A 13,874-nucleotide genomic window follows, 5' to 3' on the forward strand; every position below is an offset into this window, starting at 1 on the left:
GTGTCCTTTCGATCGCCGGGAGCGTCAGAGCGCGGTGATGGTCCACTGGTTGTTGGTGCTGTTGTTGGGGGCCCACATGGCGACGGTGGAGCCGGCGGTGCTGTTGCCCATGCCGTCGAGGGCGGTGTTGGTGCCGCGGTTGATGATCTGCTGGCGGCCGTTGCCCACGCTGTTGAGGCGCCACTGCTGGTTGTTGTTGCCGGTCCAGGCGGCCTGTCTGGCGTTGGCGCCGTTGGCGGTGTTGCCCCAGCTGTCGATGACCATGCCGTTGGTGCGGTTGACGATGCGGTACCAGCCGCCGCCGAGGTCGACCAGCTGCCAGTGCAGGTTGGTGCTGCCGTCGGAGGCGTTCCACTGCTTGAGGTTCGATCCGGAGGCGACGTTGCCGCCGCTGTCCAGTGCCAGGCCGGTGGTGCCGTTGGTGATCCGCACATAGCCGGTCGGGGTGGGGCCCGAGCCCAGGGCGGGGATCTGACCGGAGAAGGTCAGCTTGACCACGTACGCCGGGGCGCTGAACGGGGCGGTGGAGGACGGCATCGAGACGTGCAGGCCGGAACCGTCCTGGCTGCGGTTGGGCAGATCGACGTACGACCCGGCCGTGGAGCCGAGGAGCTGCACCGAGGTCAGGACGCTCAGGTTGATCCGGTTCGAGCCCAGGGTCGTGATGTCCAGGGTGGCGCCCGGCCAGCCGAGCACGGTGGCGTACAGGACCGTGTTGGTCTTGTTGCGCGTGAAGCGGATGTCCCGGTTGGTTCCCGCGCGTGGTGTGACGAAGGAGCCGCCGCCCATCTGCGTGGGGCCCTCGCCGAAGGCCGTCCAGGCCCGGGTGGAGTAGATCGATTCGCCGAAGCGCCGCAGGTAGTCCCCGATGCCCAGCAGGATCGTCCGCTGCCCGGACGGGATGGTGCCGTCGGCCGTCGGGGCGATGTTCAGCAGCATGTTGCCGTTCTTGCTGACCCGGTCGATCAGCGAGTGCAGCATGGCGTTGAGCGAGTAGTAGCCGATGCCGTTGGTGTAACACCAGCTTGAGCTGGAGATGCTGTCGTCGGTCAGCCAGTAGGGGGTCTGGATGCCCGCCGGCCCGCCGCGCTCGTAGTCGTAGACCTCGCCCCTGTTGTTGAAACCGTCCTTGTAGGTGACGACCATCTCCCTGTTCCAGGCGATGGCCTGGTTGTAGTAGTAGGCGAGGAAGTTCAGCCGTTGCGTCTCGGGGATCTGGGGGAGGTTGAAGTCCTGCCAGATGACGTCGGGCCGGTAGCCGTCGATGACCTCCTTGAGCTTGTCGTACCAGAGTTGGTTCTCCGCGGTCCTGTCCAGCTGGCCGTACAGCTTCCTGAGGGAGGCGGTGGACTGGGTGGGCACGCGCTCGAAGAAGCCGGTGAAGTTGTAGGCGTGGTGCAGGGAGACCAGCAGCTTGAGACCCTTGGCCCGGATGGCGTCGGCGTGCAGCCGTAGCAGGTCGAGCCTCGGGCCGGTGGCGACCGAGTTCCACTCGTTCACCCTGCTGTTCCACATCGAGTAGCCGTCGTGGTGCTCGGCCACCGGCCCCGCGAACCTGGCGCCGGCGTCGACGAACAGCTGCGCCCACTCGCCGGGGTCGAAGTTGCCGCCGGCGGACCTGAGTTTGGGGGCGAACTGCACCCAGTTGCCCGCCTTGTCAGGGGCGCCGTTGATGAAGTTGTGGTACGGCCACACCGAGGGATCACCGTAGACGTTCCTGTGGTGGTTGTTCTCGCTGGAACCGCCGAAGTACATGTTGCGCGGGTACCACTCGTTGGCGAACGCGGGGACGCTGAACACGCCCCAGTGGTAGTAGATGCCGAACTTGGCGTCCTGGAACCACTCCGGAGCCGGCGGGTGCTGGTCGACCGACTCCCAGGTCGGGGTGTAACCGCTCGGGGCGCCTGCCGCCCACGCGGGAGGCGATCCCAGCAGGCCGGCGGCCGCGGCGCCTCCGGCTCCGGCGAGCAGCGCGCGGCGGCTGAACGGTGACGAGGATGGGGACATGAGCGGAAACCTCTCGGAGTGGGGGGATTCTCCTGGCCGTTCCGCAGGTGGGATGAGCGTCGTGGTCGACGGCCCCCGCCGCGCACCACCGACTTGGCATAGGGGCCGTCTCGGGGACTCAGTGTGGAAACTATTACAAAATGTGTCAAGGTCACGCAGGAAGGATCTGTCTCGCCGCGTGCCGCACACGTGATGGACCCGCTTCGGCGTCTGCGGGTCCTTGCAGGGCGTGGTGCCCGTTCCGGGGCGAGACGTCGGCGGTGAAATTTTCATCACGTCACCCCGGCCCGTTCGGTGCGGTGACCTGTGAAACACCAGATGGAGCCGTCTCCGTCTCCGGCTCCTGTTCGTCTCGCCGTGTTTCCGGCTCTTGACAGCCTCTCCTTGCCTCGTGTTTGCTCCGCTGCACCACCACAATCATTCGACGCTGGAAGAGGCCGCGACCGGCAGGAAAATGTTAGCGCTCACATCTCCCCGCCCCCCAAAAAGGCCCACTCGGCGACCGTGAATCCCGGCCACACACCACACCCGCGATTCCCTCCCACGGTCACCGATTTCTCGACAGGAGGATTCTCCGCACGGCGAAAGCCGGACCAACCCGATCCATCGGACCTCGCAGCCCTGTGCCCGGCGGGCACCCGCGAGGTGCCCCGAGCCGCCGCTCCCGCCGCCACATGACATTCGTTGGAAAGTGCTCCGAATACAGACCGTCAGCGCTAAACGAGCTGTCAGCAGTCACTGCTCTCAGCTTTCGGAAAGAGGTTGAGCATGCGTAGGTGGAGACGCTGGTTCACAGCGGCGCTTCTGGCTGTGATCGTGGTCGCGCTGGGCGCGGTGACGCGGACGAGCGTCGCCGGCGCGGAGTCCAACGGCGGCGTGCGGGTCATGCCGCTGGGCGACTCGATCACCGAGGGCACGCAGGTGCCGGGTGGATACCGCATCGGCCTGTGGCAGCGGCTGGTCTCGGGCCGGTACACGGTGGACTTCGTCGGGTCACAGTTCAACGGGCCGGCCTCGCTGGGGGACCACGACCACCAGGGGCACCCCGGCTGGCGCATCGACCAGATCGACGCGAACATCACGAACTGGGCGCGCACCCAAAATCCGCGCACGGTGCTGCTGCACATCGGCACCAACGACATCCTGCAGAACTACAACGTGGCCGGCGCGCCCCAGCGGCTCTCCAACCTGATCGACCGCATCACCGCGACCGTGCCTGACGCGGACGTGTTCGTCGCCACCATCATCCCGCTGTCCAACTCCGGGCAGGCGGCCGCCGCCCGCACCTTCAACGCGGCCATCCCCGGCATCGTGCAGAACAAGGTGAACAGCGGCAAGCGCGTCCACCTGGTCGACATGTACAGCAAGCTGGCCACGTCCGACCTGATCGACGGCATCCACCCCACCGCCGGCGGCTACGACAAGATGGCCGCCGCCTGGTACGCCGCCCTCCAGTCGGTCTCCGGCAGCATCGGCCAGCCCGGCGACCCCGGTTCGACGCCCTCGCCCTCGCCGACGAGCGCGATCAGGGGGGTCGGTTCGGGCAGGTGCCTGGACGTCGCCAACGTCTCGCAGGCCAACGGCGCCGCGGTGCAGATCTGGGACTGCAACGGCCAGAACAACCAGCGCTGGGCACCGACCGGCGCGAGTGAGCTGCGGGTCTACGGCAACAAGTGCCTGGACGTGAGCAACCAGAGCACCGCCAACGGCGCGCAGGTCCAGATCTGGGACTGCAACGGCCAGAACAACCAGAAGTGGCGCCTCAACAACGACGGCAGCATCACCGCCATCGGCGCGAACAAGTGCCTGGACGTGTCCAACAACTCCACCGCCAACGGTGCCAGACTCCAGATCTGGGACTGCAACGGCCAGGGCAACCAGCGCTGGACCCGCGTCTGATCCGTACTTCCCAAACGGCGCGTGGGCCTGTACCCCCCAGGCAGGCCCACCCCGCCGACCGGTTCGGCTACCGGCGCGTCGGCCTGATCGTTCAGGCCGACCCGCCGGGCCGGACCGGCCCGGTGCTCCCGCCGTGCGGCGGGAGCACCGGGCGGCGCGGGGTCATGGGAGCGTCCCCGCGCCGCTCTCGCGACCCCGCGCCACGGAGGCGTTCACCCCGTCGAGGGTGAGTTCGAGGACCGGCGCGTTCGTCCCGCCGAAACCGGCCCTCGCCTGCGCGGCCGGGATCCGCATCGGATCCTCGCCGCCCGTGGACGGGTAGTTGAGGAAGCTCACCACCCGAAGATCGGGCAGCACCAACCAGGCGTACGCCTGATCGGGCTCACTCGCGGGGTTGCCGACCACCAGCCCGGAGCCGTTCAGCGGCTCGTACGGTCCGGTGAGGCTCGGGGCCACGAAGCCGTACAGGCCGGTGGGCGCCGACCTCGGGGGATGGAACGAATGCCGGTGCGTGCAGAAGAAAAGGTAGTACGAGGACCCGTGCACGACGATGTGCGGTCGTTCGATCTCGTGATTGACCCCGTCGGCCACCAGCAGTGGCGGCCGGAGCGACCAGCCGTCAGGCGCCGCGTCGGCGAGGGCCACCGCGCCCGTGTAGCGATCCTCCCAGGCGACGGAGGCGGCGACGAGAAGGTGTTCGCGCCCGTCGGCGGGATCACGGAACCAGCCGGGATCGCGAAAGGCCCGGATCTTCCCCGGCCCCCCCTCGACGTCGTCGGCGGGCAGATACGTCCGGCCGTCCGAGCTCAAGATCTCCCGGTGCTCGGCGTGCGGTTCCAGCACGATCCGTTCGCCGTCGGCGACCAGCCGGGCACGTGCCTCCACGACACGCTGGACGAACGTCGGGCGCGCCTCGCCTCGCCGGCCGGCGGCCGTGTAGAACACCGACACCGTGCCGTCGGGTCTGCGGACCGCCGACCCCGACCACTCGCGGCTGCCCGGCGAGGCGCCGTCGGCGAACGCGTTCCCCAGGTCCTTCCAGTCGTCGCCGTCCTTGGCGAGCAACCGGACGCGAGCGTGGTCGTGGCGGTCCTCGGGATGCCCGGCGGCGGGTGCCGACAGACCCATCCACAGCTCGTGGCCGAGAACCGTGGAGGTCGAGCCGTCCTCCTCCTGGATCGGCCACAGGTCCCAGACGTCGTCGTGCGGCAGCACGCGCGGCAGGGCCACCGGACCGACGACCGGCGCCGTCGTCGCGGGAGTGTCGGTGAGCAGGGCGAGATGGCGCCGGTCCCAGCGCGCCGGCCGGCCGTCGCCGTGTCCGGGCGATCCTGTCTCGGTATCCGTGCCGAGCAACGACATGACGTGTGTCATCCCTTCAGGGAGCCCTGGAGCAGAGCCGTGACGAACCGGCGCTGGAAGATGAGAAAGATCAGCAACGTGGGAGCCAGGATGAGCAGCGACCCCGCGCACAACAGCGGGATGTCGGTGCCCCACTGTCCCTGGAAGGCGCCCAGCGCGCCGGACATGGTGCGCTGCAGCGGGTCGTCGACCAGGACGATGGCGAGCAGGAACTGGTTCCAGGTCCACAGGAACAACAGGATGGCGAGCGACGAGATCGCCGGCATGGCGAGCGGGACGTGGACGCGCCAGAACAGCTGCCACACGTTCGCCCCGTCGATCCGCGCGCTCTCCGACAGTTCCTCGGGCATGTTCACGAAGTGCGCGCGCATCCAGTAGACGGAGAACGGCATGAACAGCCCGATGAGCGGAAGGATGATCGCCCACCTGGTGTTCAGCAGGCCCATGTCGCGCACCTGGTAGTACAGCGGGGTGATGATGCCCTCGAAGGGCAGCGTCAGCCCGAACACGAACGCGAGGAACACCACGTGCTGTCCGGGGATCCGCAGGTGGCCGATGGCGAATCCCGCCATCGTCGCGATGATGAGCGCGAGGGGGACCACCCCGAGCACGATGAGCGTGCTCGACTTCAGCAGCTCGCCCATCCGCGCCACCTGGAAGGCCTGGACGAAGTTGCCCCACTGCGGGTCGCTCGGCCAGGAGAGTCCGAGCGGGTAGGTGCCCGACGGGTGCAGCGCCGTGACGAACAGGCTGACGAACGGCAGAAGGGTGACCGTCATCAGCAGGACGAGCAGCACCCTTCCCGTCCACGCCTCTCGATATCCGGTGATCATGTGGACCTGTTCCTGGTGAGCCACTGGACGGGAAGGGCGAAGATGAGCACGAGCAGCATCAGCACGACGGCGAGTGCCGAGGCCGTTCCCACCTGCCGGTCGGAGAAGGCCAGGTAGTAGATCTCCAGGCCGGGGACCATGGTGGCGTTCCCCGGCCCGCCCTGGGTCGAGATGTAGATGATGTCGAAGCTGGCGAGGGCGGCGATCACGGTCACCGTGACGCAGACGCCGATCTCCTGCCGCAGGCTGGGCACCGTGATCGAGAGGAACTCCCGGAGCGGCCCTGCGCCGTCCAGCCGGGCGGCCTCGTACAGCGATATGTCGATCTTGCTCATGCCCGCCAGGAACAGCAGGGTGCACAGGCCGAGGAGCACCCACGCGCCGATCACCCCGACCGCGGGCAGCGCGGTGGAGAAGTCGCCCAGCCAGGCGCGGGTCACGCCGTCGAGACCGGCGTAGCCGAGCAGCTGGTTGATCAGACCGGTCGACGACAGCAGCCAGCTCCAGGCGATGCCGGCGGCGACGAGCGGGATGACCTGCGGCAGGAAGATCACCGTTCTCGCCACGAGCGCGAGCCGGCTGGTGGCGATCCGCCGGATCGTCGAGGCGATCACCAGGCCCAGCACGACCGGGATCGCGCTGAAGAACACGATCAGCTCGAAGGCGTTCACGATGGAGGCGAACAGGTCGGGGTCGAGGAAGACCTTCGCGTAGTTGTTCAGGCCCGCCCAGGTGGACGAGCCGATGCCGTCCCAGGTGTACAGCGAGTACTGGAAGGTCAGGAGGATCGGCCGCAGGACGAAGACCACGTAGAAGGCGAGCGCGGGAACGACGAACAGCCAGCCGATCCAGCGCCGCGGGCGGAGCCCCGCCGATCGGGCGGGGCTCCTCCTCCTCGTCACGGCCTTCGGCCCGGACCGGGTCCCGGCGAGATCGACCGCCGTGTCGGGAGTCGGCCGTGCCATGGCGTGCTCAGCTCCCCTCGACCTGACTCTGGTAGTCGCTCTGCACCGACTTCAGCAGGCCTTCGGGGGTCTGCTGCCCGCCGACCAGCTTCTGCAGCTGCGGGGTCCAGCTCTTGGCGTAGATCGCGCCGGTGGCGTTGGCGATGAAGTCCATCGCGCCGTTGTCCTCACCGATCTTCGCTCCGGCCGCGAGCGTGCTCGCCGTCACCGTGTCCTGGGCGAGGGGCGGCATGTGAGCGTCGGCGGGACCCATGGGGTGCGATCCTCCGACCTCCACGGCGATGTCGCGCGCCTTCTGGTCGCTCGCCACCCAGTTGAGGAAGAACGCGGCACAGTCGGCGTTCTTGGCCTGGGCGCCGATGCCGAAGGTGAGGGGAGCCGACATCGCGGCCAGCTTGCCGCCCTCCTGCGCGGACGGCATCAGGAAGAAGCCCACGTCGCCGGGCATCTGCTTGTCGAGGTTGCCGGACTCCCAGTCGCCGTTGAACATGAACAGGCCGTCACCGCCGATGAAGCGGCTCATCATCGTGGCGTAGTCGACGGCGTTGATGTCCTTCCAGAAGGATCCGGCCTTGATCCAGCGCTCCAGGTGCTGCGCGGCCTGGAGGTTCGTCGGCGTGTCGATCGTGGCGTCCGGCTTCTGGAAGATCCAGTCGTTGATCGGCCCGGCCGTGCCGTAGGCGGCCATCAGACCTTGCAGGGGGAACGCCAGCCCGCCGGTGGCTCCTCCGTTGAACTGGGCGATCGGGGTGACGCCCTCCTTCTTGGCCTTCGAGATCGCGTCGTCGAGCTCCGCCAGGGTGGTCGGCGGGGACGACATCCCGATCTTCTCGGCGAGCTTCTTGTTGTAGAAGACGCCGGTCATGCTGAAGTTGAGGCCCATCGCGTACAGCGACCCCTCGCCTCGGGTCTTGCCCCCGGGACCGAGGCGCAGCTGCGCGAGCTGGGACTCCGGCCAGGCGTCCCAGCCGAAGACCTTCGCGTAGTCGTCGAGGTTCTTCAGCAGGTTGTTCTTGACGAGCTCGGAGACCTGGGGGAGCCGCATGAGGTCCGGCGGGTCGTCCGCGAGGACACGCGGGGCGTTCTGCGTGATCACCGCGAACTGGTCCTCGCGGATGTTCCATGTGACGTTCTTGTGCTGCGCGGAGAACTCGGTGGTGAGCGCCTTCGGCAGGGGGAAACCGGTCTCGAAGTAGGCGTTGATCGTGATCGGGTCGGTCCCGCAGGTCGGTGCGGCCGACAGCGGCGTGCTGCTTCCTGCGGCCTCCGGCTGCGGTGCGTTGTTGTTGCCCGGTGCGGCGCAACCGGCGGCCAGCGTCCCCCCCAGGACGACCATGAGCACCGCCCGGCGATGAGGGCTGAATCGACGCGGCATATGCGTCTCCTTGGTTGATCGGGAACTCGCCGGCAATCCGCCGGGTGTCCTGGGAACTCATTTGCTAAATCGGATTAGCAATGCGGTAGTCTCACCACACGTATAGCTGGCTGTCAACCCTCACAACGTGGGAGGTCTCTCGGTGAGCCCAAAGCGGGTCACACTGGCCGATGTCGCCAAGATAGCCGCTGTCTCCACCACCACGGCATCGCTCGTCCTGTCCGGCCGAGGCCGTGAGCTGCGCATATCCCAGGACGTCGAGCAACGAGTGCTGAAGGCCGCCGAGGAGTTGCAGTATCGGCCCAACATCGTTTCCGTGGGGCTGCGCACGGGAACGACGCGGACCATCGCCTTCGTGTCCGACACGATCGCCACCTCACGGCTCGCCGGCGACATGATCAAAGGTTCTCTCGAGGCCGCCAGGGAACGCGGCGTGATGCTGTTCATCGGTGAGACCGAGGGAGACCCCGAGCTCGAACGCGCCCTGCTACAGGCCATGCAGGACCGTCAGGTCGACGGGATCATCCTGGCCTCGATGTTCACCAGGACCATCAAGGTGCCGAAGACGATAACGGCCGCTCCGGCGGTTCTGCTCAACGCGCTTCCCAAGCAGCCCTCTCCGCTTTCCTCGATCATCCCCGACGAGGTCGAGGCCGGCCGCACCGCCGCCCGCCTGCTGCTCAAGGCCGGCCATCGCGACGGCATCCACCTGGTCGGCGCCGGCCCCGGGATGCGCAACGTGCCCGCGGGAAGTGTCGCGGCCGTGGAACGGCTCGCCGGCATTCGCGAGGTGCTGGGCGAGGCGGGCGTCAAGATCGCGAGCGGGCGGGTCTGCCCCGACTGGCAGCCGGAGTACGGCCTCGACGCCACCCGCGCGATCCTGGAGAAGGAGCGCCCGCGCGCGTTGATCTGTTTCAACGACAGGATCGCGCTCGGCGCGTACCAGGCGCTCAGCGACCACGGGCTGAGGATCCCGCAGGACGTCTCGGTGATCTCGTTCGACGACCACCCCCTCGCCTCGTGGATGCGGCCCAAGCTCACCACGGTGGCCCTCCCGCACTACGATCTCGGCCGCAAGGCGGTGGACGTGCTGTTCGCGGAGATCGGCCGTCATCGTGACGGCGGGGCCGGTCGGCAGAGCGAGACGCACCGGGTCCCGATGCCGCTGCGCGACCGCGAGTCCGTCGCGCCACCGGGAGTCTGAACCGCGCGAATCCGTGGGGTCGCGTCCTCGGGCGGGCGAGGCGAGGCGGCGTGAGCCGCCGTTGATCAGCGCCGCACCCCGGGTGCGGGCGCACGAACTCTCCCATATCCGGGGGAGGTGCTCACCGGCCAGGCGGTTCTCTCGAGATGTCTGTGGGGCCCGTGACGCGCCGGGATGACGCGTCACGGGCCCCGGGCGATGGCGAGGGCGCGTGTTGCTAGACGGCGCGGGCGACGGCGATCGTCGAACCGCCGCGCCGGCCGGCCTCGTAGAACATGTAGGCCACGCCGCCGTCGGTGCCGAAGGAGGGGGCGGCGCTACGGCCGTTGTCGGGGGCTCCGGTCAGCGGGCGGTGGAAGACGCCGAGGTGCACCTCACGGTCGAAGGCGTTGCCCACCTCGGTGAGGAACATGTTTCCGCTGTTGCCGTGGTAGGCGACATAGGTGGTGCCGTTGCGCTTGAGCAGGGACGGCCCGGACAGGTCGCTCTGCCCGTCGGGGCCGGGCGACACCAGCGGGGTCGGGTCGAACCGCCAGTCCATGCCGTTGGACGACCAGCCCCAGAAGATCTTGCGAGAGCCGCCGGTGACGCCCATGAAGACCATGACGTATTTGTTGCCCAGTCCCGGGACCGCGTGCTCGAAGACCCGGGCGTAGGAGGTCTCCGTCGAGCCGGGGATCATGGCGGTGGTCAGCACCGTGCCGTGGTAGGTGAAGCGCACGCCGTCGGTCGACCAGGCCATCCGGGTGGTGTTGTTCTCACCGTGGAAGTACATGTGGAACCGCCGGTCGGCGGCGTTCCAGATGATGTGCGGCGAGGAGATGTGGCTCACCGAATAGTGCGGTGACCAGGTCCTGGAGATGATCGGGTTGCTCGGATACTCGGTGAACGGGCCGCCGAGCGAGTTGCCGTAGGCGAGGCAGATGCCGCCGGGCGCGTCGTGGGGGGCGTAGTAGAGGTAGTAGCGCCCCAGCGGGCTCGCGATCTTGTCGTACATGCCCCGGATGCAGGGGAAGATCAGCTCGTTGGTCGGGTTGTAGCGCAGGCTCGCCTTGTCGAACGCCGTGCCGATGTAGCGGTAGGTGGGGAATCCGGCGGGTCCCAGCGCCGCGGTCGTGCCGGCCCGCGCGGACGCCTGCACGGACGCCTGCGCGATCGCCGCCGTGGCCGTCCCGGGAAGGGCGAGCCCGAGACCGCCGGCCACGCCGGCACCGACCGCCGCGCGCAGGAGTCCGCGGCGGTCCAGGAGGGGTTCAGACATGGAACGTCCCTTCGCGACAACTTTCACCGTGAGTGATGGTGAGGACTTCTCCCTGATCGCAAAGATTCGGTCAAGCATGCCCGCTCGTCAAGGTGCTAATACGGATTATCACCGGCAAAATTTCCATAGCAAGATCCTGGAGCCCGGCTCTTGACAGGATCCGCCGCGGATTGCAGGATGACGTCCCAACTTCGCTAATGCGCATTATCAGCAGATGGGACGCTACGAATCGTGACCGCCCCCGGCCGCCGGCTCACCCAGCAGGACATCGCCCGCATCGCGGGGGTGAGCCAGACGACGGTCTCGCTCGTCCTCAACAACCGGATCGACGCCGAGGTACGCATCGCCCCGGAGACGCGCGAGCGGGTGCTGAGGGTGATCAGGGAGACCGGATACGTCGCGGACCCGGTCGCCCGGCGGCTCGCCGAGCGGCGCAACCGCATCCTGGGCGTCTTCACCTACGAGGCCGTCTTCCCGACCGCGAGCGCGGACTTCTACCACCCCTTCCTGCTCGGCATCGAGGAGTGCGCCGAGGAGATGGGCTGTGACCTGTTGCTGTTCACCAGCGCCAGGGCCGCGGGGGAGCGGCGCCGCATCTTCAACGAGGACAGCCGGGTGCGGCTGGCGGACGGCTGCGTGCTCCTCGGGCGGGCCGTCGACCGCGACGACCTGGCCCGGCTGCTGACCGAGGGCATCCCCTTCGTCTCCATCGGCCGCCGCGACGACGCTGGAGCCCCGGTGCCGTACGTGGGCGCCGACTACTCGCCCGCGGTGCGCGCCCTGGTCGACCGGGCGGCCGGGCTCGGCCACCGGCGGCTCGCCTACGTCGGCACCGGGGCCGGTGCCGAGTCGCCGGCCGACCGCATGCGCGGCTTCCGCGAGGCGGTGGCCGCCGTCGGAGCCGAGGGGGTGCACGTGCCGGTCGTCGGCAGGACCCCCGAGGAGATGCTGGACGAGCTGTCGGCCGCGGGGGTGACCGCGGTCTTCGCCGAGGAGCCCGCCGACGCCGTGGCGATCATGCACGCGGCGGGTGAGCGGGGTCTTGAGATCCCCGTTGACCTGTCGTTCATCGCACTGGGCGCTCCGACCAGGCCCGTCCGCGTCGACGTCGACCTCACCGGGTTCCGCATCCCCCGGCGGGAGATGGGCCGCAGGGCCGTCGAGCTGCTCGCGCGGCTGCTGGAGCGCGGCGGAGGAACGCCACAGGAACTACTGCCCTGCGAGCTGGTCGAGGGATCCACGCTCGCACCGGTCCGGAGCTGACCGGACGATGCGGAACGCCACAAGCGCCGAGAAGGCGAAGAACGCCGGGAACGGCGAGAAGGCGGAGAGAACGACGATGATGGGAGAGAGCCCCGACGTGGTTGAGATATCGGCGGACGCGGTGGTCGTCGGCGGAGGACTGGGCGGCGTCGCCGCCGCCCTGGCGCTGCTGCGAGCCGGGCGCACCGTGATCCTGACCGAGGAGTACGACTGGCTCGGCGGGCAGCTGACCAGCCAGGCCGTACCGCCCGACGAGCACTCCTGGGTGGAGCGGTTCGGTGTCACGGCCTCCTACCGGGCGCTGCGCGACGGCATCCGCCGCTACTACCGCGACCACTACCCGCTCACCGCGCGGTCGCGGGCCTGGCGGGAGCTGAACCCGGGCGCCGGGCACGTGAGCCGCCTGTGCCACGAGCCGCGCGTCGCGGTCGCGGTGATCGAGGCCATGCTCGCGCCGTACCGGGGTTCCGGGCGGCTGCGCGTGCTGCAGCCGTACCGGCCGGTCGGCGCCGAGGTCGACGGCGACCGGGTGCGGGCCGTGCGCCTGGAGCACCGCGAAGGGAAAGGCGAGGTCACGGCCGTCGCGCCGTACGTGCTGGACGCCACGGAGACGGGTGAGTTGCTGCCGCTGACCGGCACCGAGTACGTGACGGGGTTCGAGTCGCAGGGCGACACCGGAGAGCCGAGCGCGCCCGCCGAGGCCCAGCCGATGAACATGCAGGCCGTCTCGGTGTGCTTCGCGATCGACCACGTCGACGGAGACCACACCATCGACAAACCCGCCGCCTACGAGTTCTGGAGGAGCTACCAGCCCGACTTCTGGGGCGACCGGCTGCTGTCCTGGCGCTGCCCGCACCCCAGGACCCTGGAGATCGTGGAACGCTCCTTCACCCCCAACCCCGACGACGACCCGCTGCTGGTGGAGGCCGACCAACGCCTCAACCCCGGTGACGCGAACCTGTGGACGTTCCGCAGGATCGCCGCGCGGCGCAACTTCGCCGACGGCGCCTACGACAGCGACATCACCCTGGTCAACTGGCCGATGATCGACTACCTGGAGGGCCCGGTCATCGACGTGCCGGACGCCGCCGCGCACGTGGCCGCAGCTCGCGAGCTGTCGCGCTCGGTGCTGTACTGGATGCAGACCGAGGCGCCCCGCGCCGACGGCGGGACCGGCTTTCCCGGCCTGCGCCTGCGCGGCGACGTCACCGGCGGCGGTGAGGACGGGCTGGCCCAGGCACCCTACATCCGCGAGTCGCGCCGCGTCCGCGCCCTGTACACCGTGGCCGAGCAGGACCTGTCGTTCGCGGTGCGCGGAGACAAGGGCGCGGTGAACTACGCCGACTCCGTCGGGGTGGGGATGTACCGCATCGACCTGCACCCCTCCACCGGGGGCGACAACTACATCGACGTGGCGAGCTCACCGTTCGAGATCCCCCTCGGCGCGCTCGTGCCGCAGCGTATGACCAACCTGCTGCCCGCGTCCAAGAACATCGGCACCACCCACATCACCAACGGCGCCTACCGGCTGCACCCGGTGGAGTGGAACGTCGGCGAGGCCGCGGGGGCCCTCGCGGCCTTCTGCCTGGACAACGCCACCACCCCGCACGCCGTACGCGAGGACGAGGGCCTGCTCGCCGACTTCCAGCGGCGGCTCACCCGAGACGGCGTCGAGCTGCGCTGGCCGCAGGTGACCGGCTACTGA

At 68.9% G+C, this 13,874-nt stretch carries 10 protein-coding genes; 4 read left to right on the top strand and 6 right to left on the bottom strand.

The features are described 5' to 3' along the window. Positions 1-24: 24 nt before the first annotated feature. The gene (locus ACFY3D_RS34960) at positions 25-2,007 is read right to left on the bottom strand and encodes an alpha-L-fucosidase (protein ID WP_389987830.1); all 1,983 of its coding nucleotides are present in this window, start codon (positions 2,005-2,007) and stop codon (positions 25-27) included. A gap of 768 nt (positions 2,008-2,775) precedes the next feature. Here ACFY3D_RS34960 and ACFY3D_RS34965 point away from each other — a divergent pair. Beyond that, entirely contained in the window at positions 2,776-3,906 is a 1,131-nt protein-coding gene (locus ACFY3D_RS34965; RefSeq protein ID WP_389987833.1) for a ricin-type beta-trefoil lectin domain protein, read from the top strand. 162 nt (positions 3,907-4,068) lie between these two features. Here ACFY3D_RS34965 and ACFY3D_RS34970 read toward each other — a convergent pair whose 3' ends face one another. From ACFY3D_RS34970 to ACFY3D_RS34985, 4 genes are read right to left on the bottom strand one after another with little or no spacing between them, the layout of a single operon-like run. Then, positions 4,069-5,280 carry a glycoside hydrolase family 68 protein gene (locus ACFY3D_RS34970; RefSeq protein ID WP_389987836.1) on the bottom strand — a complete coding sequence of 404 codons (1,212 nt, stop codon included), beginning with the start codon at positions 5,278-5,280 and terminating at the stop codon, positions 4,069-4,071. Beyond that, on the bottom strand, positions 5,277-6,101 hold the full coding sequence (locus tag ACFY3D_RS34975) for a carbohydrate ABC transporter permease (RefSeq protein ID WP_389780457.1): 825 nt from the start codon (positions 6,099-6,101) through the stop codon (positions 5,277-5,279). Before ACFY3D_RS34975 ends, ACFY3D_RS34970 begins: the two co-directional genes overlap by 4 nt. Further along, positions 6,098-7,066 carry a carbohydrate ABC transporter permease gene (locus ACFY3D_RS34980; RefSeq protein WP_389987839.1) on the bottom strand — a complete coding sequence of 323 codons (969 nt, stop codon included), beginning with the start codon at positions 7,064-7,066 and terminating at the stop codon, positions 6,098-6,100. The genes ACFY3D_RS34975 and ACFY3D_RS34980 overlap by 4 nt, the downstream gene beginning before the upstream one ends. Before the next feature lie 7 nt (positions 7,067-7,073). After that, positions 7,074-8,441 carry a hypothetical protein gene (locus ACFY3D_RS34985; protein WP_362901177.1) on the bottom strand — a complete coding sequence of 456 codons (1,368 nt, stop codon included), beginning with the start codon at positions 8,439-8,441 and terminating at the stop codon, positions 7,074-7,076. A 142-nt stretch (positions 8,442-8,583) separates the two neighbouring features. Here ACFY3D_RS34985 and ACFY3D_RS34990 point away from each other — a divergent pair, with 142 nt between their 5' ends. Further along, positions 8,584-9,645: a LacI family DNA-binding transcriptional regulator gene (locus ACFY3D_RS34990; protein ID WP_389987844.1), complete on the top strand. Its 1,062-nt coding sequence runs from the start codon at positions 8,584-8,586 to the stop codon at positions 9,643-9,645. 217 nt (positions 9,646-9,862) lie between these two features. Here ACFY3D_RS34990 and ACFY3D_RS34995 read toward each other — a convergent pair whose 3' ends face one another. Continuing rightward, positions 9,863-10,906, bottom strand: coding sequence for a hypothetical protein (locus ACFY3D_RS34995; protein WP_389987847.1), 1,044 nt, complete (start codon positions 10,904-10,906; stop codon positions 9,863-9,865). 231 nt (positions 10,907-11,137) lie between these two features. Between ACFY3D_RS34995 and ACFY3D_RS35000 the strand changes: the two genes are divergently transcribed. Together ACFY3D_RS35000 and ACFY3D_RS35005 are read left to right on the top strand one after the other, a co-directional pair. Then, the gene (locus ACFY3D_RS35000) at positions 11,138-12,169 is read left to right on the top strand and encodes a LacI family DNA-binding transcriptional regulator (protein ID WP_389987850.1); all 1,032 of its coding nucleotides are present in this window, start codon (positions 11,138-11,140) and stop codon (positions 12,167-12,169) included. Between the two features lie 7 nt (positions 12,170-12,176). Continuing rightward, positions 12,177-13,874 (top strand): FAD-dependent oxidoreductase, encoded by a 1,698-nt coding sequence (locus tag ACFY3D_RS35005; protein ID WP_389987853.1) that lies wholly within the window; start codon positions 12,177-12,179, stop codon positions 13,872-13,874.

The sequence above is a fragment of the Streptosporangium sp. NPDC000509 genome (assembly GCF_042898365.1).
Classification (GTDB): domain Bacteria; phylum Actinomycetota; class Actinomycetes; order Streptosporangiales; family Streptosporangiaceae; genus Streptosporangium.